Annotated in this window: 23 protein-coding genes; 5 read left to right on the forward strand and 18 right to left on the reverse strand. The window is 55.1% G+C overall.

Annotation, left to right across the window (positions count from 1 at the left end; translation table 11 throughout):
• Positions 1-12 precede the first annotated feature (12 nt).
• Positions 13-171, forward strand: a complete 159-nt coding sequence (locus RGB73_RS23875; RefSeq protein ID WP_310765246.1) for a hypothetical protein — start codon at positions 13-15, stop codon at positions 169-171.
• Between the two features lie 72 nt (positions 172-243).
• On the opposite strand, the gene RGB73_RS23880 is transcribed toward RGB73_RS23875, so the two are convergent.
• From RGB73_RS23880 to RGB73_RS23940, 13 genes are all read right to left on the reverse strand, one after another.
• Positions 244-1245 (reverse strand): histidinol phosphate phosphatase domain-containing protein, encoded by a 1002-nt coding sequence (locus tag RGB73_RS23880; RefSeq protein ID WP_310765247.1) that lies wholly within the window; start codon positions 1243-1245, stop codon positions 244-246.
• A gap of 274 nt (positions 1246-1519) precedes the next feature.
• Complete coding sequence (locus RGB73_RS23885; protein ID WP_310765249.1) at positions 1520-2161, reverse strand: VOC family protein; 642 nt, start codon at positions 2159-2161, stop codon at positions 1520-1522.
• A gap of 202 nt (positions 2162-2363) precedes the next feature.
• Positions 2364-3056 carry a DUF2306 domain-containing protein gene (locus RGB73_RS23890; protein WP_310765250.1) on the reverse strand — a complete coding sequence of 231 codons (693 nt, stop codon included), beginning with the start codon at positions 3054-3056 and terminating at the stop codon, positions 2364-2366.
• 22 nt (positions 3057-3078) lie between these two features.
• A complete protein-coding gene (locus RGB73_RS23895; protein WP_310765251.1) occupies positions 3079-3669 on the reverse strand; it encodes a TetR/AcrR family transcriptional regulator in 591 nt (196 codons plus the stop codon).
• Between the two features lie 329 nt (positions 3670-3998).
• Positions 3999-5243: an MFS transporter gene (locus RGB73_RS23900; protein WP_310765252.1), complete on the reverse strand. Its 1245-nt coding sequence runs from the start codon at positions 5241-5243 to the stop codon at positions 3999-4001.
• A 124-nt stretch (positions 5244-5367) separates the two neighbouring features.
• Complete coding sequence (locus tag RGB73_RS23905; RefSeq protein WP_310765253.1) at positions 5368-6384, reverse strand: LacI family DNA-binding transcriptional regulator; 1017 nt, start codon at positions 6382-6384, stop codon at positions 5368-5370.
• Positions 6385-6681: 297 nt separating this feature from the next.
• Positions 6682-7518 (reverse strand): SDR family oxidoreductase, encoded by an 837-nt coding sequence (locus tag RGB73_RS23910; RefSeq protein ID WP_310765254.1) that lies wholly within the window; start codon positions 7516-7518, stop codon positions 6682-6684.
• Positions 7515-8591 carry a mannonate dehydratase gene (uxuA, locus tag RGB73_RS23915; protein WP_310765255.1) on the reverse strand — a complete coding sequence of 359 codons (1077 nt, stop codon included), beginning with the start codon at positions 8589-8591 and terminating at the stop codon, positions 7515-7517. Before uxuA ends, RGB73_RS23910 begins: the two co-directional genes overlap by 4 nt.
• 12 nt (positions 8592-8603) lie before the next feature.
• Positions 8604-9227: a bifunctional 2-keto-4-hydroxyglutarate aldolase/2-keto-3-deoxy-6-phosphogluconate aldolase gene (locus RGB73_RS23920; protein ID WP_310765256.1), complete on the reverse strand. Its 624-nt coding sequence runs from the start codon at positions 9225-9227 to the stop codon at positions 8604-8606.
• 13 nt (positions 9228-9240) lie between these two features.
• Positions 9241-10260 (reverse strand): zinc-binding alcohol dehydrogenase family protein, encoded by a 1020-nt coding sequence (locus RGB73_RS23925; RefSeq protein WP_310765257.1) that lies wholly within the window; start codon positions 10258-10260, stop codon positions 9241-9243.
• Complete coding sequence (allD, locus tag RGB73_RS23930) at positions 10257-11279, reverse strand: ureidoglycolate dehydrogenase (protein WP_310765258.1); 1023 nt, start codon at positions 11277-11279, stop codon at positions 10257-10259. The genes RGB73_RS23925 and allD overlap by 4 nt, the downstream gene beginning before the upstream one ends.
• 149 nt (positions 11280-11428) lie before the next feature.
• Positions 11429-12385, reverse strand: coding sequence for a sugar kinase (locus tag RGB73_RS23935; RefSeq protein WP_310765259.1), 957 nt, complete (start codon positions 12383-12385; stop codon positions 11429-11431).
• A gap of 244 nt (positions 12386-12629) precedes the next feature.
• On the reverse strand, positions 12630-13637 hold the full coding sequence (locus tag RGB73_RS23940) for an NADP-dependent oxidoreductase (RefSeq protein WP_310765260.1): 1008 nt from the start codon (positions 13635-13637) through the stop codon (positions 12630-12632).
• 233 nt (positions 13638-13870) lie between these two features.
• Between RGB73_RS23940 and RGB73_RS23945 the strand changes: the two genes are divergently transcribed.
• Both RGB73_RS23945 and RGB73_RS23950 read left to right on the forward strand, forming a co-directional pair.
• Positions 13871-14302: a MarR family winged helix-turn-helix transcriptional regulator gene (locus RGB73_RS23945; protein WP_310774510.1), complete on the forward strand. Its 432-nt coding sequence runs from the start codon at positions 13871-13873 to the stop codon at positions 14300-14302.
• Positions 14303-14486: 184 nt separating this feature from the next.
• The gene (locus RGB73_RS23950; RefSeq protein ID WP_310765261.1) at positions 14487-15440 is read left to right on the forward strand and encodes a GNAT family N-acetyltransferase; all 954 of its coding nucleotides are present in this window, start codon (positions 14487-14489) and stop codon (positions 15438-15440) included.
• Between the two features lie 156 nt (positions 15441-15596).
• Here the strand turns inward: RGB73_RS23950 and RGB73_RS23955 are convergent, their stop codons facing one another.
• Positions 15597-20498 (reverse strand): chitobiase/beta-hexosaminidase C-terminal domain-containing protein, encoded by a 4902-nt coding sequence (locus tag RGB73_RS23955; RefSeq protein ID WP_310765262.1) that lies wholly within the window; start codon positions 20496-20498, stop codon positions 15597-15599.
• A gap of 168 nt (positions 20499-20666) precedes the next feature.
• Entirely contained in the window at positions 20667-21185 is a 519-nt protein-coding gene (locus RGB73_RS23960; protein ID WP_310765263.1) for a GNAT family N-acetyltransferase, read from the reverse strand.
• 194 nt (positions 21186-21379) lie between these two features.
• On the opposite strand from RGB73_RS23960, the gene RGB73_RS23965 reads away from it, so the two are divergent.
• Positions 21380-21790, forward strand: coding sequence for a GNAT family N-acetyltransferase (locus RGB73_RS23965; protein ID WP_310765264.1), 411 nt, complete (start codon positions 21380-21382; stop codon positions 21788-21790).
• Here RGB73_RS23965 and RGB73_RS23970 read toward each other — a convergent pair whose 3' ends face one another.
• A complete protein-coding gene (locus RGB73_RS23970) occupies positions 21791-22174 on the reverse strand; it encodes a hypothetical protein (RefSeq protein ID WP_310774511.1) in 384 nt (127 codons plus the stop codon). It lies immediately after the preceding gene.
• A 165-nt stretch (positions 22175-22339) separates the two neighbouring features.
• Between RGB73_RS23970 and RGB73_RS23975 the strand changes: the two genes are divergently transcribed.
• Entirely contained in the window at positions 22340-23308 is a 969-nt protein-coding gene (locus RGB73_RS23975; RefSeq protein ID WP_310765265.1) for an MraY family glycosyltransferase, read from the forward strand.
• Between the two features lie 108 nt (positions 23309-23416).
• On the opposite strand, the gene RGB73_RS23980 is transcribed toward RGB73_RS23975, so the two are convergent.
• Together RGB73_RS23980 and RGB73_RS23985 are read right to left on the reverse strand one after the other, a co-directional pair.
• Positions 23417-24169, reverse strand: a complete 753-nt coding sequence (locus RGB73_RS23980; RefSeq protein ID WP_310765266.1) for an amidohydrolase family protein — start codon at positions 24167-24169, stop codon at positions 23417-23419.
• A gap of 9 nt (positions 24170-24178) precedes the next feature.
• The gene (locus tag RGB73_RS23985; RefSeq protein WP_310765268.1) at positions 24179-24766 is read right to left on the reverse strand and encodes an SLC13 family permease; all 588 of its coding nucleotides are present in this window, start codon (positions 24764-24766) and stop codon (positions 24179-24181) included.
• Positions 24767-24779: the final 13 nt, after the last annotated feature.

Genomic DNA, 24779 nt, shown 5'->3' on the forward strand with positions numbered 1-24779 from the left:
AGGAGGATTCGCATGCAACAGGATCAGCAGGCTGATGAGAATCTGGGTATGATCATGAACCCGGAATTTGCCGGAACAGATGCCCAAAAAGTGAAACAAGAGATCGAAAAAGATATCCGCGAAGGACAAGGCGCCATGACTGCACGCGAGGCAGGAGCGATGCGCGATTAAAAAACCACTCTGCGTGGTTTTTTATTTTTCCTTTCCGCTCGACGGTAATCTCTATCCGCCAAATGACGCCCCTCATTCATCCAACGAAACCATTTTGCGCTCCCTCCGCTCGAACGTGGCGATTTCCCGATAACCGGCCATTCGCAAAAGCTCCCGCGCCCCCTCCAGATGACTGCCCAGATGATCCGGAAAATGGGAATCCGAGGACGTCGTGATCGGCACCTCGTGCTCGTGCAGGACTTGCAAAAAGTGGCGACTCGGACACATTTCCCGTACCGGATAGCGATAGTACAGCCCGGTGTTGATCTCCGTCGCGATCCGATGCTCGCGGAGGGCGCGGGCAATCCGCTGATAGAGCGGAAGCAGCTCTTCCTCCGGAGGGCGATGGCCGAATACTTTCAAATTGTCCAGGTGCGCGACGATATCGAACAACCCGCTCCGGATGGCCCTTTCCACCACCCCAAAGGTCTTTTCGTAGAGAGCTGGGAGGTCCGTTTGGCCGAAACGCTCCTGGGCATCCGGATTGTCGAAGCCCCAGCCATCTGAAAAATGAATGGACCCAATGACATGATCCCATGGATAGGAAGCAACCATCGGGGCGAGGACCGCTTCCCCTCCCACGAAGTAATCCGCTTCGATTCCGAGGCGCAAGGCGATTCCCTCTGCCTCCCAAACCGGCTGCTGAGACCTTATGAACGACACGAATTCATCGATAGAAGCCGTGCACACCTGATCCAGCCACGTACGCTGCAGCCTCCCCAGCTGGTCGTTCCCGAGGTGAATGTGTTGCTCAAAATACGGCTTGAACTCGCGAAATCGATAGAGATGGTCCACAATCCCTACTTCGCGCAGCCCGAGCTGCTTGGCTCGCTTCCGGTAAAGGTCAAGCCATTCTGGGGAAAATGCTCCTCGATTGAGCCGCTGAGCCATCCAAGCCGCCACCTGCTCCATCCACTCCAAGGTATGCCGATCGTATGGCGACTGTCGAAAGGCGAGGAGCGCCTCCGCTGTACGATTCCACCAGCGAAGCGAGTACGGCCCTTCTTCCAAATGAACATGATAGTCGACTTTCATATTCTCCCTCCTCGTGTTTTTCTGTGCATTTCCGTTGTTTTTCTGGGTTTATCTTTCCATTATAGGAAATCGAATGTATGAGTCACAATGATTTTTATATAAACAAACCTGTTCCTCTCCCAATAAAAAACGGAGCCGCTTTGACTGGCTCCGGTCTCTCATATCTGCTTCCCCGCTGTCACGATACTGCATCAGCAGTGGGCCCCTAGCTCACCCGCCGCTTTTTTCCCCCATGTATCACAGGGAGTGGAGTGGAGCCGTTGACAGCCACATCCTACGGACAGGTGATCCGATACGGATATCCGGGCAGCTGCAGGATTTCTCCCGTGGCGCCTTCCACCTCGATCTCAACGGGATGGACCGTTGCTCCGCGATCGGTCGGGTACCATGGCCGATGCTTACTCACCAGTACGAGTACCCCTTGCGGATCGCCGTAAAAGGTGAAAGACTCAGACTCCTGCTCGTATTCGTTTGGCAGGGGAGCCAAACGAGTCAACGCGTCTGAAACGTTCTCGACCGGGAGTCCGATCTCCTGAACCGATAGCCACCGGGTGCCGGGGGCTCCGGAAAAAGCGAGGACTTCTCCGATGTTTCCCTCTGGATCTTCGAAATACACTTGTTTTCCCTTCCACATGTAAGAGATGTCTATCTCCACACCTGTTTGGTTTGCGAGGAGGCACGAATGCTCCTTCAGCCTTCGATAGCAAGAATCAAAAGCGTGCTCGCTGATTCCAAACGCAAAGTGGTAAAAGGGTTTTTCCTCCGATTTCTTTTGAAACGTCAGCAGCGTGGAGCCGGCGGCCATAGTGATGGAGTCTGCCCCCTCCTCGGTCATTGGAAACTGCAGGACGTTCCCGTAAAAGCATTTCATCTCCTCCAGCATGCTCGTCTGCAATGTGAGCCTTCGAATGTTCATGGCGCCCTCCCTGACTGGTTCATTCTTCCTCCTGCTTCAAGAATACTCAGAAACCGAACTTTCGCCAAGCTGCTCCGCCGCACCTCATCCGCTAAGCTGCCCCCACATATCCATCCGCGCGTCGGAGGGCTGTTGCCGATGCCGTCTGCTTTCCCCGCTGCTCATGCCAAAAAGCCGCCTGGTTTGCCCAGACGGCTCTTTGCTACATATGCTTGGTTCGGTTGAACTTCTTTTGGTAGTAAACCGAGAAGCCGACGATGACCGGGACGAGCAAAATCGTCGGGAGAAACCAGATGAACGGGTGGACCGAGCTGACTCCCAGGAGGCGGGGAGCACCGAATACGGTAAAAGCCGTGATCGTCGCGATGCAGCAGCCCAGCATGCCGCCGAGGTGCTCCATCCACCAGTGCATGTTTCGAGTGGGCGGGCGGAGCCAGTACGCCAGCTGCGAGATCCCCAGTGCGATGCCGATGATCGGGAACCACGTGATCAAAGGAAACCCGATGATGGCGCCGTAGATGGAAATCCCGATCCCCGAGAGGAGCATCAGTGCGGGAAACAGCAGGTCGAGCCATTCGCGGTGGCCGGTCCGGCGATTTTTGAAGCGCAGTACCCGGAGGCCATACCAGGCGGTTGCCGAGCTGAGAATGCCGACGAAGATCAGGAACCAGGCAAAGGCGACCGACTCGACAGTTTTTGCGGGGTCAAACCCGATCCGCCAAATCCCCATGAGCAGGGCGGAGACCGCCACCACTCCCATTGCTGCCACGTATATCCACCCTACGCGGACGTGCGCTTTGCCGCCTTTCCTGGTCACGATCGGGATCCAGAAGACGCCAAGCGCCGTAAAGCCGGCGATGATGTGCAAAATCTTGAAGAGAGAAAAAAAGAACATGCACGTGCTCACCCTTTCTCTTTCATCCCTGTGACAGCTTCTGATACATCATCTGGTGCAGGTCATCCATGGAAAACGATTTCGCGTTGGGCGACATCACCGACTGGACGCGAATGCCGTACGTCAGCACGGTGAACAACGTCGCCGTCTTTTCCGCGTCGAGGCTTTCCGGGATCACGCCTCCTTTTTGCCCCAGCTCGATCCATTCCCTGGAATTCTCCACGCTTTGATTGTAAATATCGGTCAGCATCTCCCCGATTGTCGGGTCGTCCTTTTTGCTCAGCAAATAGAGTATGATCTGATTGGTGACGTCTTGCGGGTCCTGGATGTGGCGCAGGCCCTCCATGATTGCCTCCAGCGGGCCTTCCAGTTCATTTTTGCCCAGGTGCACCTTTTCGTAAAAATAGGCGCCGATCTGATCCAGCCGCTTGCGCAAGAGCAGTCCCAGCAGTTCATCCTTGCTTCGGACGTAATGGTAGATCGCTCCCTTCGACATCCCGGATCGCTTGATAATGTCCTGCAGCGTCGTCTGATGGCAGCCTTTTTCCTCGATCAATTCCTCGGTGATGGACAATAGCATCTGGAACGTCGGATTTTGATGGATGGATTGCATGGTTCCTCCTTCGGGTGAGTCATCATCTTTCCTATCCCTATAATACAAACCGTCGGTCGGTTTGTCAATTCCAACCAGGAGCCTATTGCGTGATCACCAGTAAATTACTTATGGAGATATGCGAGTATCGCTCGCGAACCGGATCTTTTGCCAAGCAAAACAGCGGCAAGTCCGAGAGCTTATTTTTTCCCTCTCAGGCCGCCGCTGTTTCGATTTTATCATTCAATATCCCGCAGAGCCGGCGGACTGCCTTCCCCCCATCGACCCCTCATGCGGAGCACAGAGCGAGAGGCAGACTATGTTCCCCACCATCAGTCTCTGCTTCAGAATTAATACGTTTGCGACACTTTTTTAACAATAGGGCGAACAAAGCGGATGACGGTGAGCGATGCGACGATGGCAAGTCCTCCCGCGAGCAAAAATGCCGAGGCGAACGAACCTGAAGTATCCACCAAATATCCGGTCAGCGTCGGACCGATGATCCCTGCCGTATTCGCCAGGAAGTGCATGAACCCGCCCACGGAGCCTACGTTGTTTTGATCGACGACGTCCTGGACGATCGCCCAGTAAATCGCCCCTGTCAAATAGAGGAAGAATACGGACAATGCGACGAGTGCAACAGCGCTGACCGTAGTGGAGACGATTCCCGCCACCCCGATGCACACCGCCGATACAAACAGGCAGGAAACCAGGACGACTTTCCGCGAGAACAGCGTTCCTTTTGCGGCAAATTTCTTCCGCACGTAATCGGAGACGAATCCGCCAGCTGCAAGTCCGATAAAGCCGAGGACCCAAGGAATCACCGTGATGATGCTCATATCCTTGACACTGACGCCGTGCGCCTTCACCAGGTAGCTCGGGAACCATGTCAGGAAGAAGAACAGGATGTAGTTGTACGCGAAGAAGGCGAATGCGGTAAACAACACGGTTTTTTGCTTCAGGTAAAACGTAAGCGGAATTTTTTCTTTCGGCTGCTCCTGTTGAACGGCTGTGCTTGCAGCCGCTGTCCCTTCCGGCTTTTCTTTGACGAATTTCCACCACAGCACGGCCCAGATCAGACCGATGATCATAATCAAAATAAACGAAACCTTCCAACTGTAAGCGATTGCAATAAATCCAACGATCGGACCGGAGATGGCTCCCCCGAGAGGTGTGCCGCTATTGGTCAATCCGATGGCGGATGCGCGCTGGTCTGCAGGGAACCAGTTGTTGACCATTTTGTTGATGGTGGCGGACAACGGTCCTTCTCCCATCCCGAACAGGATGCGGATGACGATCAGGCTGACAAAGCCGACGGCCAGAGCGACGGCGCCGCTAAACAGCGACCAGACAATCATGGCGACGAACAGGGTAAGCTTGGCCCCGTACCTGTCCGAAGCCACGCCGCCCAAAAAGTTGAATACGGCGTAGCCGACGGAGAAGCTGCTGAAAATAATCCCCATTTGCGTAGCGGAGAGCGTCAGATCGTCCTGGATGAACGGGGCCGCGATGGACAGCGCGGAACGGTCCAAGTAGTTGATCACGCCAGCTAAAAAAAGCAGGATAATGACGGAAAGCTTGCCTTTTGCAAACACAAAATCTCCTCCTTTGTATCTATGGATTTGCGTATCACCGAATTCGGAAAACGCATTCATTTTTTTATCTACCAGCAGGGGTAAATCGGTTTAGTATTCGAGATGAAAAAGGGAGGCCCCTTCTTCATCCCTGCAAGCATGAACTTCTTACGATGATTGCCGGTGCAAACCGCTGGATCATGGGGCTGAGCTCCTCGTGTTCCTCTTTTTTGATCCGTTGAAGCAACCGCTCGACAGCACTCTTGGCCATCTCCCTCGTCGGCTGGGCAATCGTGGTGATAGACGGGGTATAAAAGCTGGCAAACGGCACTTCGTCGATTCCGATGACCGCTGCATCGCCCGGTATTTGCAGGTTGTTTTCTTTCATGTACTTCAACACTTCAATCAGCACAATGTCATTCCCCGCCAAAATCGCCAGCGGAGGCAAAGGCTGCGCAAACAGCTCGTCAAGCGCTCCCGCGATCTGATGGGCGTCCACGGTTTTGATGTACGACTCCCGCACCTCGATCCCGTGCGATTGCAGGGCGCTGCGGTACCCTCTGATCCGCTCGACGCGCGGACTGATATTGCGAATGATGGAGGTCGTCACGATAGCGATTCGGCTGTACCCGTTTTTCACAAATTCGTCGATAGCCAGTTTGGAAGCGAGCTCGTTATCCAGCATGACAGTGTCGATTCCCAGATGCTCGATCGTGCGGTCCATGAAGACGATCGGGAATTGGTCTTCTTTCATCTGTTCGTACAGGTCGAGGTTGCCCCCTGTAGGAAAGATAATAATGCCATCGACTTGCTTCGCACGCAGCATTTCAATGTACTTCTTTTCCTTTTCCGGCTGGTCGTCCGCATTGCAGACAATGATCTGGAAATCGTGCTCGTGGAAAAAGTCTTCGACTGCCCGTATGATATGGGTGGAAAACGTGTGCAAAATATTCGCCACGACTACCCCGACCGTGAACGTCGACTTTTGCTTCAGACTTCTGGCGACGATGTTTGGCTGAAAGTTCAGTTCTTTGATCGTCTCTTCAATTTTCTTTCTGGTCTTTTCGCTCATGTAATCGTATCGTTTGTTCAGAAATTGGGAGACGGTGCTTTTGGATACATTCGCGTGCTTTGCCACATCGGCAATGGTAATGTTTTTCATGAACTCACCCATCTTTTGCTACTCATATTCTGTAACCCTTCTACTAAAGCAGATCTCGTCTGGCTTCGTCAAGGAATATAAAACGTTTTAGTAAAACGGTTTATCTTATCATAGCAAAATGATAGTGTGGATGAAAGCGCTTCTTTCACAACCCGACCAGCCGGCTACTGGAGGATCGCCGAGCAACGATGCTGCCAAAGGGACGGGAAGGCCCACCGCTTCTCGCGGAAAATGGCCATCCCGCATGGCAGTAGAGTGCCGCTGCCGAATCGAGGACTTCCGGCTGCGTCCCGATCGTCAGACGCCGGAGTAGGCCATGAATCCCCCGTCTACCGGTACGGTAACACCGGTGACGAACCCGGAATATTCGTCGTCTACCAGCCAGAGCAGCGTGCCGAGCAGATCGCTTGGCTGGCCGAATCGCTTCATGGGCGTTCCAGTCAAAATCTTTTGCGAGCGGGCGGTGTAGTTGCCTGCTTCGTCCAGCAGGAGATTGCGGTTTTGCGTCGTCAGAAAGAAGCCTGGAGCGATCGCATTCACCCGCAGCCCGGCTTCGGCAAAGTGAACCGCCATCCACATCGTAAAGTTGTTGATGGCCGCCTTTGCCGCGCTGTAAGCAGGCACCTTGGTCATCGGCGCGTAGGCGCTCATGGACGAGATGTTCAGAATGACCGGGGCTGGCGCGCTCAGCATCTCGGAAGCGAATACCTGGCTGGTCAGGAAGGCTCCGGTGAAATTGCTTTGAAACACGTGCGTGAACCCTTGCTCGTCCAGATCGAAGAACGACTTGCCGGGAGCGTCTTGCTCATACACTTCCGAGTCGGTAATCGCGGACGGGTGGTTTCCTCCCGCCCCATTGATCAGGATGTCGATCCTTCCGTACGCGGACAAGATTTCTTCCTTCGCCGACTCCAGCGAAGCCCGGCTCAGCACGTCTGCGGAAATGGACAGGGCGCTGCCGCCGTTTCCCTCGATTTCCTCGGCGATCTGCCGGCCGTTTTCCGCATTCCGATTCAGGATCGCGACCTTGACTCCATGTCTGGCCAGTTCCTTTGCCATTTGCGAGCAGAGCACTCCGCTGCCTCCTGTGATGACCGCCACTCTGTCTTTCAGATTTTCATGAATCGGTTTCATAGGGCCTGACCCTTCTTTTTCGTTTCATAGGCGTCCCACAGACCGAGCAGGTACATGATGCCGAGCGCCCTGTCGTACAAGCCGTATCCGGGACGGCATACTTCACCCCAAATATGGCGGCCGTGGTCCGGTCTGACGTATCCGGTGTAGTTTTGTTTGCTCAGCGCTTCGACGACTCCACTGACGTCGATGGACCCGTCCTGCGTGTAGTGCGACGTCTCGACGAAGTCACCGTTTTCGTAAATTTTCACGTTTCGGATGTGCGAGAACGGTGCGCGAGAGGCGTATTTTTCAGCGATTTTCACCATGTCGTTCTGCGGGTTTGCGCCCATGGACCCCGTGCACATCGTGATGCAGTTCGACGGGGAGTCGGAAATCGCAAAGAGTCTTTCATAGCTCGCCGCCCCTGTAATAATGCGCGGCAGGCCGAAAATGGACCACGGCGGATCGTCCGGGTGAATGGCCATCTTTACGCCGCATTCCTCGGCGACAGGCAAAATTTCGCGCAGGAAGAAGCCCAGATTGGTCCACAGCTGTTCCTCGTCCACACCTTTGTACGCCTCGAAGAGCTCGGAGATGCGGGCCAGCTTTTCCGGCTCCCAGCCCGGCAGCGTCAGATCGGAGGCCTCCGAAACCGTGCGGATCAGCTCGTGCGGGTCGAGATTGTCCACCTTTGCTTTTTCATAGAACAAAGCGGTCGAGCCATCCTCCAGCGGGTGAAACATCTCGGTGCGCGTCCAGTCGAAGATCGGCATGAAGTTGTAGCAGATGACTTTGACGCCAGCTTCCGCCAGATTGCGGATCGTCTGCTTGTAATTGTCGATGTATTTCATGCGCTCTTCGTTGCCCAGCTTGATAGACTCGTGGACATTCACGCTCTCCACGACATCCGTATGGAAGCCGAACGACTGGATGTACTTCACTTCTTCCTCGATTTCGGCCTTCTCCCATACCTCTCCGACAGGCTTCTGATGCAGAGCCCAGACGATTCCCCTCGTCCCGGGAATTTGCTTCACCTGATCGAGCGACACGGTGTCATTCCCTCGGCCGTACCAGCGAAACGTGATATTCATAGTGCCCCCTCCTTACTCCACGCTCTTGCGCGTATAGTTTTGGCTCAGCGCGACGACGGCTGCATGTCCGCCACTCCGATAGGCCTTGTTCAAGTCCGAGCCGATCCCGACGGCTACCGCACCGGCGTCCAGCCAGTCTTTCATGTTGCCCAGATGGATGCCCCCGGTCGGCATGACTTTCACATGCGGCAGGGGACCGTTGACGGAGCGGATAAACGACGGTTCAAAGCTGTTTGCAGGGAACAGCTTCAGCACGTCACAACCTGCCTCGAGTGCCCGCACCATCTCCCGGATCGTCATGCAGCCCGGCAGATAAGGCACGCCGTAGCGATTGCACAGAACCGCGACCTCCTCTTGAAAATACGGACTGACGATAAACCGGGCTCCGGCGAGCAGCGCATGTCTGGCCGTCTCCGCATCCAGCACCGAGCCGGCTCCCAGCAGCACGTTCTCCGACTCCAATGCCCGAAATACGTCTGCGACATGCGGGGTCGTGTAGGTAAGCTCAATGGCACGGATTCCGCCCTCGATCGCAGCCCTGGACAGCGCGGTCGCTTCCTCGGCGCTCTCCCCGCGGATGACCGCGACGACCTTCGATTCAGCTAGTGCTTGCAACACCTGGTATTTCTGATTCACCTTCTCCACCTCCTTATTCGAAGACAATCAGCGCTTTGCGGACTTTGTCCGGATTTTTCTCCACGTAGTCGAACGCTTCCTGGACACGCTCAAGCGGGAACGTATGCGTAACCAGTCCGTTATGTCTGAGCTTGCCTTCGTTCAGGAGGCGGACCACCTGGCTGAACTGGCTGGTCTGCAGGCGGGAGCCGACGATGGTCACTTCCTTTTTCGTGATCGGAAGCTGCGGAATCGCGGACGGACGCTCGTCAAAGCCGAGTACCACTACGGTTCCCGCCGGGGAGACGACATCGACCGAAAGCTCGAAGGTCATCGGCAGGCAGACAGCATCGATGGCGACATTCACTCCTTCGCCGCCGGTCCACCGCGCCACAGCTTCGCGTACGTCTTCGCGGGAGGCGTTGACTGTGACATCCGCCCCGTTTTCTTTCGCGAAATCCAGTCGCTCGTCGCTCAAGTCCGTGATCATGACCCGGGCGCCTTGCAGTTTGGCCATTTTCAGAATGCAAATGCCGATCGGACCCGCTCCCTGAATGAGCACTGTCTCCCCCTGCTCCACCTGGCCTCTCCAAACCGCCTGGGCGCCAATCGTATACGGCTCGGCCAGCACGATCTCCTCCCAGGGCAAGCCCGCATCTACCACGTGAAGCTGCTTTTCGGGAAGGACAAACCATTCGCGCATCCCTCCGTCTTCATGCACGCCGAAAACAGACAGGGAGGCACAGACATTCGGACGCCCTTTGCGGCAGGCGTAGCACTCGCCGCAGTAGCGAATCGGCTCCACTACCACGTGATCGCCCACTTTTACGTTTTTCACTTCCGGGCCCACCTCGACGACTTCTCCCGCTACTTCATGCCCGACGACCCGTGGCAAGGTCGCAAGCGGATTCGTGCCGTGGTAAATATGCATGTCGGAGCCGCAGATCCCGACTCTCCGCACTTTGACCAGGACGTCTGTCGGCTGCCCGATCCCGGGCTTTTCCACTTCGCTTGCAACCAGCTCATGTGCTTTTCTCACTTGAACCGCTTTCATTTTTCCACCTGCTTTGTCAAAAAGTCGTACACGCTTTTTGCGATGGCAATGCCGTTTTCGCGATTGCGCTCCTCATGCAGCTGCTCGATCTCTCCCGGCACATAGACGCGGTCAAATCCGGGGGCCGGTTCGACAGCTCGCAGCTCATCCATCATCCGATCCATCTGCTCGAGGAACACATCCGCATCCGTAAAGAAAGCGGGGTTGACCGCGCAGAAGTAATGACCGAGCTTACGCTTCTGATCGAGGTCGCCGTACATTTTGCTGATGTGCGGACCAAAGGCGGCTCCGGCCAGCAAGCCCGAGAAAATATCGACGACAACCGCCAGTCCATAGCCTTTTGGACCGCCGAACGGCGTCAAGGAAACGACCTTGTGCGGGTCGGTCACGGAAGCTCCCGTCTCGTCGACGCCCCAGCCTTCCGGGATGGATTTTCCCTCTTCCCGCGCCTGCAGAATTTTGCCGAGGGCCACGTTGGAAGTCGCCATGTCGAGAATAAAAGGCTTGCTCGTTTTCGCCGGTACGCCGTACGCGATCGGGTTCGTTCCCAAAAAGGACGTTTTGCCGCCGAACGGCACGACGATTTGATCCGTATGGGACATCGCGATGCCGATCACCTTTTCATGGGCGGCTTTTTCGACGAAGTAGCTGAGCGCCCCGCAATGGCTGCTGTTGATGGCGGTAACCATCCCGACACCGTTTGCTTTCGCCATCTCGATTGCATGCGTCATAGCCAGATCCGCGATGACATGACCGAAGCCGTCGTCACCATCTACTACGCCGGTAACCGGACCTGTCTGGTTGAACGAGGGGCGGGCATTCGGATTGATTCCACCAGCTTTGAGACGATTGACGTAATGCTCCGTCCGCAGCACCCCGTGAGAATTCACATGGCGCAAATCGGCGTGCACCAGAACGTCTGCGACCTTTTCCGCATCATCGGTATGTAGGCCGGCTTCCGTCAGTTTCCTGACCACCAGTTTTTTTGCTTCTTCCGCCTGAATCACGACCGTTGACATTCGCATTCCCCCTGCTTCAAGTTGGCCTGTCTTGCCTTTGCGCGAATCGTTTGTCTGTCAGCAAGCTGTCAAATCATCGCTGCGTCTGTGCGAAAAGGAACCGCCCGATCGAATGGTTGCCGAGCGGCTGACCTTCGCCGCCCCTCCCCTTATCGCTCGATTACCGCTTCCTGACGAATAAAAGGGAGCACCTCTTCCAGATAAGGAAGTCCCTCGTTGTCGCCGGAGACAGTGGTGACCAGAGCCCCAATGCCATTGGCGAAGACGAGACGCTCTTCGCAGGAATAGCCGTGGAGATAACCGTAAACATAACCGGCATCGAATCCGTCGCCTGCCCCTACCGTGTCCACTGCATTCACCGGAAAGGCTGCCTTTTCGTGCCATTTGCCTTTCGTGAACAGCTTCGATCCGTTTGCTCCATCCTTGATCACCAGCTGATCGATGGCGTACTGCTCGGCGAAAGCGGCGAGCGCCTCATCGCTGTCCTCTGCCAGAATCAGCCGGATTTCGTCTCTTCCTGTCAGCAAGATGTCTACGGATGGGAAAAGATCAAAGTACGCTTTTCTCGCTTCTTCTATACTCCAGAGCTTCAGGCGAATATTCGGGTCAAACGACACCGTGATGCCCCGCTCTTTCGCAACCTGGATGACGCGCTTCGCAATCGCGATGTTTTGCGGATCGATCGCCAGGTACACGCCCGTGAGATGCACCAGGTCAATCCCGTCAAACATCGCTGGCTGAATATCCTCTGGCTTCAACGTCAGGATCGGGGACTGGTACCGGTAATAAAACGTCTTTCCAGAACCATCCTCACGAATCTCCTTGAAATTCAGCGACGTCGGGTACCCTTCCATCAGCTGCACATCGCTCATGTCGAGCCCCTCTCCGCGTGCAAAGGAAGCGATGACGCGCCCGAACTCGTCTCCCCCCAAGCGGCTTACCCATTTCGTCCTCAGCCCCAGCCGCGCGCAGCCGATCGCAAAGTTCAATTCGGCGCCTCCCACCTTCCTCTCGAAGCTGGAAACATATCGCAGCGGCCCCTTCACGGACGGGTTAAAGGTAATCATTGCGTCACCGATCGTAAATACACCAAAATTCGATGCCATCTTCCTTCCTCCTAAGATCCTCTACCACCATTCCGAACTCAATATTTGAAGTTTTTCGCAACAGTTTTGTGAATACTAAATCGGTTTACAAAACCGGTTTAGTGCGATTATACTTGAAACCCTTTTCATCGGTCAACAGAAAAATCAAACTATTGCGTCCTTCCATCTCTCGCTGCGAGGCTTCCCGGCCCTCTGAACAAAAAAAGCCGCCTGCCGGATAGACAGGTGGCTTTGGACCATTTCCTTATGCGAGACGAACCAGCTGTTTGCCCACGTTTTCCCCGCTAAACAGCCCAAGAAACGCCGGGACGATATTCTCGAAGCCTTCCACGATATTTTCGGAGTAGGTCAGCCGTCCTTCTTTAAACCATTGGGCCAATTGAGCGACTCCCTCGTCCAATCGCCCTGCGTAGTCCCCGAGCGTAAAGCCCTTCATCATCGAGCTGGTGATGAGCAGCTGGCTCTGCATGCGCGGGCCTACGTCCGGCTTCTCCAGGTTGTACAGGGCAATTTGCCCGCAGACGACGACTCTCGCCTGCCGATTCAAAAGAGCAAGGACTTCGTCCGATATTTCTCCGCCCACATTGTCGAAGTACACATCGACTCCGTTCGGGCAAGCCGCCTTCAATTGGGCCTTCCGATCAGCTTCCTTGTAATTGATGGCAGCGTCGAATCCGAGCTCCTCCACCAAATAACGAACCTTGTCCTTCGATCCGGCGATGCCGACCACGCGGCAGCCTTTGATCTTGGCGATCTGCCCGACGACGGTGCCGACTGCCCCCGCAGCCCCCGACACGACAACAGTCTCTCCTTCTTTCGGCTGCCCGATGTCAAGCAGCCCGAAGTACGCAGTCAGCCCGGTCATGCCGAGGATCCCGAGCGCAGTAGACACGGGAGCCACCGTTGGGTCGATTTTTTTCAACTGATTCCCCGCTACGACCGCGTGCGTGCGCCAGCCGTAATGCCCCAGCACGATGTCCCCTGCCTGCAGCTCAGCCGTATTCGATTCGACCACTTCGCCGACGACGCCGCCTGTGATGACCTCGCCTACCGTATAGGGGGCCACATAAGACTTGCGGTCATTCATTCGGCCGCGCATGTACGGATCGACGGATACGTACATGCTGCGCACGAGCACTTCTCCTTCGCCCGGCTGTGGAATCGGCGCTTCCACCATTTTCAGGTCCTCTTCCGTCGGCATCCCGACCGGTCGTTTGGCCAGGATGATTTGCTTGCAGGTGTTTGCTGTCATGCATGTTTCCTCCTTGTTATCACGTTAATTAAATTGTGCACAATTTAATATTACACAATTAAACATAACTACATTTCTGCTTGTTGTCAACGAGCTTCGGTTTTTGACAGTCACCTTGAATCGATGTAAATTGTATTGTACACAATGAATCAGCAGCTTTCGATCCCTCCAAATCAGGGATTCGCAGCCTGCCGGAAAACGGAGGAACCGATCCTGTGGAACCGAACGATCCGATGAAATTGGATAATCAATTGTGCTTTGCCATTTACGCCTGCTCCAAGGAAATGACCCGATTGTATCGTCCCCTGCTGGATGAGCTCGGGATCACGTATCCGCAATATCTCGTCCTGCTGTTGCTATGGGAAACCGACGGCCTGTCCGTCAAAGAGCTCGGGGAGAAGCTGTATCTGGATTCCGGGACCTTGACCCCTTTGCTGAAGCGGCTGGAGGCAGCCCAGCTGGTAGAGCGAAAGCGATCGCGCGAAGACGAACGGAAAGTCCTCATTCACCTGACGGAACAAGGGAAGGCCTTGAGCGCGCGGGCCGCTTCCATTCCTGGGGAGATCGTAAGCCGCAGCGGCTTGTCTGCGGAGGAAGTCCCCTTATTGCTGCATACGTTCAAAGAGCTTTTGTCCTGTATCCTGTCCAAGCAGGAGAAGCCCTGATCAATAGCGGACGATTCCTGCATTGACGCTGGAGGAAATCGTTTGGTAAAATAAACCTGGTAACCATCAATTTCGTCTTGATTAGTTACATCGTTCTTTTTTTGAAGGAAACATGTGCTAAGCGGAAAGGGGGGTACTGTGATGCTGATTGCAGGACGAAACCAACTAAAGGAGAGGTTTGCCCATGATTACCGTACGCCCCATCCACGCCGATGAAATAGAGGCCTTTGCCGCCATCGGCAGCGATTCTGAGGAAATTCGCAGCTCCGTCCGGACGTATGTAAAAGACATGCTGGAAAGAGGCGCTATGCGGCTCGACTGGTGCTTTGTCCTCGAAGAAAACGGAAACAGGTGCGGGCGCGCTGCCTACTGGACGCTTCCCGGTCACGACAAGCCGCTGGATGTCGTATTGTGGGAACTGCCGTGGCACAGGGAGGACTGCCTGACACTGGCGAAAAGCCTGTTTGAAGACATGTTCGTACGCTTGCTCGAACACAACTGCACCCAAGTCGGCTATATCCTGGATTCTCCATCCATGGCTCCACAATGGCAATCCTTTCCGGAAAGCCGACAGAAAATTTTGGCTGCTCTCGGTTTCCAGCTCCAGCGCGAGACATGTCGCTTTGAGCGGCATATCGGAATCGAGGATACGGCTTCAAAAGGGAATCTGACTTACCGCACCTTGCCTGAAGTGGGGGAAGAAGCATTCGTGGAGGCGATTTTGCAGGTATCGCAGTCGACAGGCGACCGCTACATCAGCCGCGAACGGGAGACCAAGGGAGCGAAGACCCAGGCTTGGGAAATGTTTCGGGAGCTGCAGCGCATGGACTATGATCAAGACTGGTGGCAGCTTGCCTATGACGTCGACGGCCAGCTGGTCGGATTCGTCATGCCGACCAAGGCTCCTGCCTTCGCTACGATCGGCTACATCGGGGTGGTTCCCGAGCAGCGCGGCCGCGGACACATCGATTCGCTGCTGCATCGGGTTTCTGTCATACTTGGCGCTGCCAACGAAACCTATCTCCGAGCGGATACGGATATCGGAAATACGCCGATGGCCAAAGCCTTTGAACGGGCCGGTTACCGCCATTTTGCCAACCGGCAGGAGTATTCCCTGTCGCTTCGTCATCCCGGATAAAAACGGTGCCTGCTATTATTCTTTCCACCAGCCACGATCCTTTCATGCACCGGCTGGCGAAATAGGAAGCAACAACAAACTCCCTGGCTGCCATTTCAACCAGGGAGTTTTGCTTTGGGAATGAAGCCAGTCGTACAGAACCAGCAGCTCGGCCTTTTATTTGGTGGTTACCGTCACCTTTACCTGGGCCGTCTTGCCGGCATACCGGACCGTAATGGTGGCCTTGCTGCGAGCCTCCGCATCGTCCGCTACTCGGACCAGTCCTTCGCCGTCCACGGACACCACGTCCGGATCGCTGGACTCGTAAGCGATTCCCTCCGCTTCCGTCACGTCTTCCTTGCTTCCGTCAGCAAGAGTGGCCGTCACTTTCAACCGGCTTTCTTCCCCCTGCGCAAGCTTCAGGCTGCTCTCCTTCACCGCGATAGACTTGATCGAGATTTCACCGATCACGTATGAAGCCGCCTTCTCGGCTGTAAAGACTGCCAGATCCCCTTCCACGGTCAGATCTTCCGCTTTCCCCTTCCCTTTTGTTACCGGTGTCCACGACTTGCCTTGGTACATAAAAGCCTGAAGCTCGCCGCCCGCTTCGTCAGAGACGGGCAAACCGAGCAGCACCTTCACATTTCCAAAGCTGTTCAGTTCCTTGCCGTTCGTCCAGACGTGCACGGCGTACGGATCACCGGGATGAAGCACATTTTCCACCTGCTCTTTCGCTGGCAGAAGAGCGAGGCCGATTTCCTTTCCGCGGTACTTGTTCAGGAAAGACGCTGGCGCCTGAACCCACGCGTCTGACGGAACGGTCATCCGGACACTCACCCCGTATGTTCGCAAAAGCTCGCCAAGCTTCTCTTCCAGGACAAGCATCGGTTCCGCCTTCTCTTTCTTCTTGCCGGAAGCCGCATCCGCTTCTTTTTCCCCGCTCACCCGGATGAACAGGGTCGGTTCAAATCCGATCCGGTCCTGATGCTTGGCGATTGCCTTCATAAAGCTTGCGATCAGGTCGACAATCTCTTTTGCCTCAGGATCCTCTGCCCGGATCTCCTCTCCCTGCTCCACCTGCAGGGTCCCCGCTTTTTCAAGCAGGGCCTCAGCCAACGACCGCAGCTGCTTTGCCAGCTCGTCAGATACCGATTTCTTGGCCAGCGGCTCCAGCGCTGTTTGCGCCAAAGAAGTCAATGCCTGGAAGCCTTGGCGAGCCAGCTGTTCATCCTCTTCTCCGCCTGCCTCGCGCATCGATTCGAACGCCTTCTCGAGGAAGTCGCCCGTTACATCGGCGAATGCCTGCTCGCGGATGGTTCCGCGGTCTGCATGTTTTGCGGCAGCCTCCAGCACCGTGTCGATGGTATGCTGAACCGTCTCCCACTTGTCGGCCGCTTCTACCTTCTCGGAGCGGAGCACGTTTTCGAGGCTGTCCAACACCCGTGCCACTTGCCGAATGATTTCTTCTTCGCCCTTGGCTGCCCGGATCAAATCTGCCGCCTGCTCATTCAGCTCACGCTGGCTGTCCGGGGTAGGGTCGATGGGCTCCGTCACCGTCTTGGCCGGCACACGGACCCTGATAGGACTGGTTGCCGCGACGGATTGGTCGGACTCCTTCTTTACCTCGAAGACCAGCTCCACATCCGTCTGGCTTGCAGGCGGTACGATGGTGCCATCCAGCGCGATGACCTGCGGCTCGCTGGAGGATTGGATCCGGATGGAGAAGCCTTCCGGAACCTCGGGGAGAGCCAGGCGGGTCGCATCGGCAGCTGGCTGCGCAACCTCTGTAATTTTCGCCGCTACCTCCTGGGCAGTCGGTTCCGCGTCCCCGTGACTGCGCACTTTGATTTGAGCCAGGACCGGATCGTGGTCGCTGACACGGCCCTCTTTTTCCGTAAAGCCGGCATTGACGTGAACGATGTCAAAGTCGGCATCATCCGCGAGGTGATTGCTGACCAGGATTTGGTCCAGCACCTGCGAGTTGCCCTGATAGACATACGTGTATTGCTTGCCCTTCGGCAGCTCCTCCACCAGATTCGTCAAGACGCCATCTTTCAGGGCCTGGACGGGACGGGAGAAAGGAAAATCGTTCAAGTCGCCCAGTACGACCACGTTGGCTTTCGGATCGGCGGCGTGAATCTCTTTTACAAAATCATTGAGCACATGGGCGATTTTCATCCGCTGCGCTTCGCTCACCAGCTCGGGAGGCTGTTGTTTGCCGTACAGCCCGCCGTCTCCTCCCTTGGAGTTGAAATGGTTGGCGATGACGATGACCGGCTTGCCCTGGAAGACAAATTCGGCTGCCAGCGGCTTGCGGCTGTTGTCGAACGCTTCATTCGCCGGATCGACCCGGCCCGGATTCAGGGACAGGTGGGCGATTCCGTCCTGAGACACTACCTGCACGGCGGTGACGGCATCCCCTGCAGTCCCCTCCGCCAGCTGCACTCGCTCTGGATTGTAGAAAAATCCGACGCGGATGTTGCCGCCCGGCTGGCCGCCGTCCTGGTTGTTCTGCGGAGCGATGTCCACGTACCGGTACAGAGGCCCGCCTTCCGCCTCCACAGCATCGATCAAGGTTTGCGCAGACTCCCGCGCTTCGGTAACGCCTGTGTCAGTCGGTCCGTTGTTGTCCTGCATTTCCACCACGCCGATGACATCCGGCTGTTTCAGGTTGTGAACGATGGTTTCCGCGAGTCTCGCCACTTTGGCCGGATCATCTTTGGCGGAAAAATTCTCGATGTTGTAGGAGGCGATCGTCAACTCGTCCTCCTTGGGATCGATTTTCGTCACAGTCGGCTGGTAATCGCTCGGCGTGACTTCGAACGTCTCGGTATGGTACAGCTTGTAGTTTGTAAAGCTGTAGTCGATGATCCCGACAAGCGGCCCAGTCAGCCTGTCTCCCACTTTGGGCTCGGACGTGATCGGGAGCAGCTTGTCCGCCACGGTAATCCGCTCCGGGTGACTGTCGTCTGCCTGCAGCAGCACGCCTCCCGCCGGAGTGCGCGGCTGATCGGGATGCGCCTCGTCGTCGATGATTACGAATTCCACGCTGGCCGGATTGGCGAAGGTCTTGGTTTCTCCCACGACAATCGGATGGTTGATTTGCACCAGCATCCCCTCTACGCTCTCCCAGAAGTCGATGCCGTCTTCTTCGGGGTCGAATGCCGCCATGCTGTCGTTGTCGATCACGCCTTTCGGATACGCGTAGCTGCCTTCGCCCAAGACCACCGGCTGGGGAATCGGCTGCTCCCGGCTGACAATCGTGTACCCGCTGGCGTCGATCTGGGTCTGGGTCAAGTCGGTAGCTGCCCTGCTGGAGCTGACGTACTCCTTCACCACGCCATTCACCCGCACCAGATCGCCCGAGGCAACCGTTGCTCTCGGTTCATACACGTAGATGCCCTCGGATGTCCGCGGATCGCTGTCGGGCTGGGAATCCTGCATATAAAATCCTTGGACGGTGCTTCCGATTTTGACCACCGCGGTGACGATTCCTTCCACGCCGTTTACGGTCGCGTTGTCGTACTCAGACGTATGGGAGTGCCCTTGGATGTCGTGAATGCGGACGGCATCCTTCTGAATGGCGTAGGTGTAGGTGGTAATGTCGCTGTCCTTGTACCCGTCCTTTACGGCGAACGCCTTGATGGTCATCGCTGCGTCCACCTGGATCGGTCCGGTATACGTATGGCTATCGCGCGTGGGCGCAGAACCGTCCGTCGTATAGTAGATGACAGCGTCCGCCAATGCCGTTGCGAGTGTGACCTTGGTCCCTGCCGCCACCAACGGGCCGGCCGGATCTGCAGTGACCACCGGCACTTTGCTCGCGTCGGTCACCAGATCAGCCGCCGAACGGGGCACCAGCTTGAAGACGTTGAAGTCGTAGGTAACCACGCCCGTGATGCTCTCGTAGGTCGTGCCGATCGCCAAAGGCAGCGACGGCCCGGGACGTGAAACAAATGTCCCCTCGGCATCCCGCAGCGTATAGTTGCCACTTTCATTTTTTTCGACGGTGACATTGTGGAGGGTAACGAGCTGCGCTTCCACGCTTTCGCCTTTCCCTGCGGAAAAGTCGGCCGATGTGACCTGCCTCGGCACCGGTACGCCTGCTTCCGGCTGAAGCACGGTGACGTCGCCGGCGCTCGCCTCGAGCTGAGCAAGACCGTAGTACTGGTTGGTTTTCCCTTTGGCACGGATCTTGTCTCCCATGCCGACCTCGCTGGCCAAATCAGCCGCCCGCAGCACGATACCAGCCGTTTCGTCCTGCATGTACACATTGTTTTGACCGCCGGCCTCAAAGATAGCCGTCACCGTTCCCTCCACGGCAACAACGGTTCCATTGGCCTTTATCCTCGCCTCGGAAATCGGGATCGGCCTCACATCGCCGGGATTCTCTCCCGGAGGCCCCTGTGTCCCGGAAGAATTGAGCGGGCTTGGCTCAGCTGCGAGAAAATCCGCACCATTGCTATCGGTGTCCCAGCCGTTCCCTTCTCCCGGGACGATGCTGCTATCATTGGTTTTGCGGGAGATTCCCACAGTTGCCGACGGTGCTGGGGCAGGGGCGCCTCCTTCCGCGGCATTGGCCGTCGAGCCGTACCCGACGAAATCGATCACGCCGGCTTGACCCGCCGGATTGGCTCCGCTCAAAGCAGTGGCACGGTTGACCAATGCCACCTTGCCCGCAGCCGCTCCCATCGCGATGCTGCCCTGTGCGTCAGGAACAGGCAGGCTCTGTGTTCCACCCGAGCCCGCAGCCTCCTGGACCAAATAGTATCCACGGGGGGGAATGCTGCCCGAAAGTTCGGTCTTTTGCCAGGTCGCCCCAGCAGCAGAGGCGTACTGAATCGTCCAGCCGGAAAGCGAAACGGCTTGTCCCGTAGGATTGTACAGCTCGATAAAGTCATGGGTGTAGAAAGCTCCGCTGTTCCCTCCGCCCCCGTACACTTCGCTGATGACCACATGATCGGCTGTCTGTGCCTTCACCTGCGGCAGCCAACCAGACGGAGCCATCGCCCCGTACAGTACCGCTGCCGTGAGCGCCAGCTTTCGGAAGCGACTGACATTGCTCCTCTTTTTCACCATACTCTCTCTGTTCCTCCTCTATCCCGATTTGGACCTGCTTGTCTCCAAGCGTATACAAGCTGTCTAAATTTTACGTAAATAAATGGTTAATAATACAGCATAACCTTCCATTTCCATGAAAAAACCGCCGAAAGGCATAGGCTCCTTTGGCGGTTCGTAGGTCTTTTTTCATTCACCCGAGAGTCGCTTGAAGTAAAAGACGGAGGCATCCAGCTTTCCATCGGCCGATTCCGCATAATCGGGGATCTTCCCGGCCTCGGTGTAACCCAGGGAAGCGTACAAGCCGTTGGATGGATCTCCTTCGCGCGTATCCAGCACCAGCAGGCTGCGCTTTTCCTCTCTTGCCCTTGCTTCGGCCGCATGCATCAGCGAACGGCCGATTCCTTTCCGCTGGGAAGAGGGATGCACCATCAGCTTGGCGATCTCCGCCCGGTGCCGTCCGTTTTGCTTGGCGACGAGATGCAACTGGACGCTCCCGACGATGTCCCCGTTCAAGCGAGCGACCCACAGGCGGACGTGGTCTCCCAGCACCATCGACCAGTACACCCGCGCCACGTGCGGATCCAGCGGGGGCAGAAACCCGATGGAGGCTCCGTCCTCCACGACATCGACCAAGAGCTTGGTAAGTCGGTTCGCGTCTTCCGTGTTCAATTCCGTCAGTTCCTCGATGATCCAACCAGTCGTCATTGTATACTCCCCCTTGTATTGGAAAAAGAATGGAGCCCTTTCCTCTTACTATAGAGAAGGGGCTCCAAAAAGCAACCAAAAATGTTAGTTTTTCTGACATAACAACCAGTGACTCAGAGATCTCTTGTGCAGATGAACATGCCTGCGATTTAATGGGAGAAGGAAGACACTATTTTCGACAGGAGGATCGAACCTTGATCATCAAACGAATCCCGAAAGAAGCGACGTGGGAGCTTCGGCATACCGTCCTTTGGCCAAACGAAGACTTTTCTTACGTTCAGATGAAAGAGGATGAGGACGGCCTTCACTTCGGGCTGTATGCCGAACAACGACTCGTCAGTGTCCTCTCTCTGTTTGTCCGCGACGGGGAGGCGCAATTCCGCAAGTTCGCCACCTTGCCAACCGAGCAAGGAAAAGGGTACGGGAGCATGCTGCTGCGCCACGTCATCCGGGAAGCCGCCGAGCTGGGAGCGACCCGCATCTGGTGCAACGCCAGAGCCGCCAAATCGGGCTTTTACGAGAGGTTCGGCCTGCGTGCGAAGCCGGGAGAATCGTTTGAAAAAAACGGCGTGGCCTTCTGTGTGATGGAAAGGCCGCTTCCCTGATCATGGCCGGTATCCGTACATGCCGAAAATCACCATCAAACCAAAGAAAACAATGCCTGCCGGAACCATGGTGAATGCGACTCCTACCTTTTTTGCGGTCCCTCTCGTTTGCCGAAGCCAGCGGTAGTAGTTGAACAAGAGGATCAGCAAAAAGGGCAGAAAATAAAAGCCCATGGAAATCGAAACCCATTGGCTCTTTGCGTCCCAGTACGCCGTCGGTACGGGCAGTGCATAGAACTGTCGGCGGATTTCTTTCAGCTGCGTAATAAACACATACGAAAAAGCGCAATAATAAAGCGTGATGACGGCTTTGTGCCAAAAACAAAATCCATTGGTCGTCCACGTGATCAGCAAAATAATGACGAGCACAAACCACAGCGCCATGTATTCCACGGGTATCCCTCCTCAAAATGGGATTATAGTTGGATCCCGGTTGGCTCATAAGTACCAACTTTTTCTGGTACCCCCCCTCGTGCCATGAGTCGACAAATTTTGGAATAGTCCCTATAATAGACATGTAGAAAAACAGCTCTCTATTACTTATAGGAGATGGTTACGATTACATACGCTCTCTCGTTTGTGCTGTCGTTTTGTATCGTGCTAGTGTTGATTCCCCCTCTGGGCAAGCTTGCCTTTCGTCTCGATTTCGTGGACAAGCCCCGGAAGGACGTGGAACGTAAAATACATCGCGAGCCGATCCCGTTGACCGCCAGCTACGCGATCTTCGCCGGATTTGCCGCTTCTTACCTGCTTTTTTCCAAGGAGTCTGCCGTACAGACGACGGCTGTCCTGATCGGCTCCATGATGCTGCTCGTAATCGGGACCATTGACGACTGGTACAAGACTCAAGGAAAAGACTTCTCGGCCTTGCCGAAAATGATCGTCCAGGTGTCGGCCGCTGTCGTTGTATACTTGTCGGGGATCACGTTCTCCGGCTTTTACAACCCGTTTAGCGGCGAATACATCCTGCTTCCGGTTTGGCTGCAGTTCATTCTCACTATCCTGTGGATTTTTGGCGTCACGACCGTCATCAACTTTTCCGACGGAATGGATGGACTCGCGGGAGGGCTGTCTGCGATCTCTGCCGGAACACTGTTCGTCGTAGCGTTGACCAAAGGGCAGAGCACCTCCGCCGTCATGGCGATCAGCCTGATCGGTGTATCGCTGGCCTACCTGCGCTACAACAAACCGCCCGCGAAAATCTTTATGGGAGACGCCGGAGCGACGTTCCTCGGCTTCATTCTCGCCGTGATCGCACTGGATGGAGCTTTCAAGCAGGCTACGCTGCTGTCGCTGTTCATTCCGATTTTGGCCCTCGGCGTCCCGATTTTCGACAACCTGTTTGTCGTCACCAAGCGATTTCTGCAAGGCAAGCCGATCTACCAGGCCGACGCCAGCCAGGTGCACTACCGCTTGCTGCGCACGGGACTCAATCCCAAGCAGGTCGTGGCCTTCCTGTGCCTGATCAGCGTTTGCTTCAGCCTGACCTCGATCATCTTGCTGCTGCTCGGGGTGTAAAATGTTTGAAACTAGACCTGAATCAAATTACAACAGCGGCGACCTAAGACCTGGAAAGAAAGTCTTAGACTCGCCGCTGTTTTATTACGGGTTCCATTCATTATGGTGTTAGTTTTTTTCCATATACCACTTATGGGCATTTGAATACAGAACTTTCTTTGTGCCTGTTTCTCCAAGCGCTTCAGCGATAAGCTCTATGTCTTCTGCTGCGAATGGGCGTTTTGCTCTTGTCGAAGGAAGGTCCGTGCCAAACAGAAGCGCTTCTGGGTTTTCGGTATAAATCCGTTGCAGGGCTTTTTTGACATCAAAATCCACCCTTCCAAACCCTGAAGCTTTGACTTTTACACCTTGGCTGACAAGTCTAAGCAAACCGGGAAACCCTTCCTCTACCAAACCCAAGTGATCGATGGATACGGCAGGAAGACGTTCAATGATGGGTGACAATTCCTCCAGGTCAGACGAGGCAACGTGTAGTTCTACATGCCATCTCGCCAATTCATAAACTCGTTTTGCCATGGATGCCAACTGATCATGGGAAAGCGAGAGTCCATTAAAGATGTTGAACCGTAACGCTCTAACCCCTGCTTCCGCTAACTCGATTATTTCTTCATCGGTTGTTTCGTAGGGAAGCTGAACCACCCCAACGAAACCCGCCCCAAGTTGCTTGAGAGCTTCCCTTAGATAAGATTGGTCGTAGCCTTGATAAGAGGCGGAAACAACCGCTCCACCTACAATATTGAGCGTCTTGGCTCGTTTTGCATATTCATCAAAAGGGAAATATTCCGGTAGAAATCCTCGATTGGGTATCAAGGGAAACTTCGGATCAATAATATGAAAATGAGAGTCAAATACCTTTTGCATAACTACCCCCTACAATATAAACATCAAAATCAGTGTTGCAACAATAGCGAATCCCAATCCTAAAGGCGTCGCTTTATAAAGCAGGTCATTATAGAATTTCCTGGAAACTTCCTCGCTTAAACCACTGTTGCCCAGTATCAAACTACCGCCTGTAGAAAACGGCGCTAAAGCGGTTGATTGGGCGCCCACAATAATAGCAACTGCTATCAGCGAAGCACTGTAGCCTGTAGGACCTACGATCCCGGCAATCATAGGGAACATAAGCGGTGCTACAACACCCAAAGTACTACTGAAGATGGACATAATGCCGGCAATGATTGTCACAGCAATCGGAACAAGAATGGACGGCATATTATTGATCAAAGAAGCTAATAAATCGATTGTACCTGCTTTAACGGCAACATCAATTAACATACCTACCCCTGAAACAAGCCATAGTGTATTCCAAGGTACTCTTGCCAATACTTCTTTTGGTTTGTCCTCCGCCAATTTCAATAAGTAAGCCGCGATTGCGAATACCACTGCCAGCAAGGTAATGTCCGTACGTGAGTTGATAAAATGAATCGCTTTATTTTCTGGCAGGAAAGTAGCGAGCATCGGTACTCCCAGT

It is taken from the genome of Brevibacillus brevis (assembly GCF_031583145.1).
Lineage (GTDB): Bacteria > Bacillota > Bacilli > Brevibacillales > Brevibacillaceae > Brevibacillus > Brevibacillus brevis_E.

Excerpts from the sequence above, each read along its gene's own strand:
- allD (WP_310765258.1), bottom strand. The coding sequence starts at position 11,279 with ATGTCAACGGTCGTGATTCAGGCGGAAGAAGCAAAAAAACTGGTGGTC.
- RGB73_RS23910 (WP_310765254.1), bottom strand. The coding sequence starts at position 7,518 with ATGAAACCGATTCATGAAAATCTGAAAGACAGAGTGGCGGTCATCACA.
- RGB73_RS23885 (WP_310765249.1), bottom strand. The coding sequence starts at position 2,161 with ATGAACATTCGAAGGCTCACATTGCAGACGAGCATGCTGGAGGAGATG.
- RGB73_RS23895 (WP_310765251.1), bottom strand. The coding sequence starts at position 3,669 with ATGCAATCCATCCATCAAAATCCGACGTTCCAGATGCTATTGTCCATC.
- RGB73_RS23890 (WP_310765250.1), bottom strand. The coding sequence starts at position 3,056 with ATGTTCTTTTTTTCTCTCTTCAAGATTTTGCACATCATCGCCGGCTTT.
- RGB73_RS23955 (WP_310765262.1), bottom strand. The coding sequence starts at position 20,498 with ATGGTGAAAAAGAGGAGCAATGTCAGTCGCTTCCGAAAGCTGGCGCTC.
- RGB73_RS23880 (WP_310765247.1), bottom strand. The coding sequence starts at position 1,245 with ATGAAAGTCGACTATCATGTTCATTTGGAAGAAGGGCCGTACTCGCTT.
- RGB73_RS23935 (WP_310765259.1), bottom strand. The coding sequence starts at position 12,385 with ATGGCATCGAATTTTGGTGTATTTACGATCGGTGACGCAATGATTACC.
- RGB73_RS23975 (WP_310765265.1), top strand. The coding sequence starts at position 22,340 with ATGGTTACGATTACATACGCTCTCTCGTTTGTGCTGTCGTTTTGTATC.
- RGB73_RS23950 (WP_310765261.1), top strand. The coding sequence starts at position 14,487 with ATGATTACCGTACGCCCCATCCACGCCGATGAAATAGAGGCCTTTGCC.
- RGB73_RS23960 (WP_310765263.1), bottom strand. The coding sequence starts at position 21,185 with ATGACGACTGGTTGGATCATCGAGGAACTGACGGAATTGAACACGGAA.
- RGB73_RS23875 (WP_310765246.1), top strand. The coding sequence starts at position 13 with ATGCAACAGGATCAGCAGGCTGATGAGAATCTGGGTATGATCATGAAC.
- RGB73_RS23985 (WP_310765268.1), bottom strand. The coding sequence starts at position 24,766 with ATGCTCGCTACTTTCCTGCCAGAAAATAAAGCGATTCATTTTATCAAC.
- RGB73_RS23945 (WP_310774510.1), top strand. The coding sequence starts at position 13,871 with ATGAAATTGGATAATCAATTGTGCTTTGCCATTTACGCCTGCTCCAAG.
- RGB73_RS23905 (WP_310765253.1), bottom strand. The coding sequence starts at position 6,384 with ATGAAAAACATTACCATTGCCGATGTGGCAAAGCACGCGAATGTATCC.
- RGB73_RS23925 (WP_310765257.1), bottom strand. The coding sequence starts at position 10,260 with ATGAAAGCGGTTCAAGTGAGAAAAGCACATGAGCTGGTTGCAAGCGAA.
- RGB73_RS23940 (WP_310765260.1), bottom strand. The coding sequence starts at position 13,637 with ATGACAGCAAACACCTGCAAGCAAATCATCCTGGCCAAACGACCGGTC.
- RGB73_RS23970 (WP_310774511.1), bottom strand. The coding sequence starts at position 22,174 with ATGGCGCTGTGGTTTGTGCTCGTCATTATTTTGCTGATCACGTGGACG.
- RGB73_RS23980 (WP_310765266.1), bottom strand. The coding sequence starts at position 24,169 with ATGCAAAAGGTATTTGACTCTCATTTTCATATTATTGATCCGAAGTTT.
- uxuA (WP_310765255.1), bottom strand. The coding sequence starts at position 8,591 with ATGAATATCACGTTTCGCTGGTACGGCCGAGGGAATGACACCGTGTCG.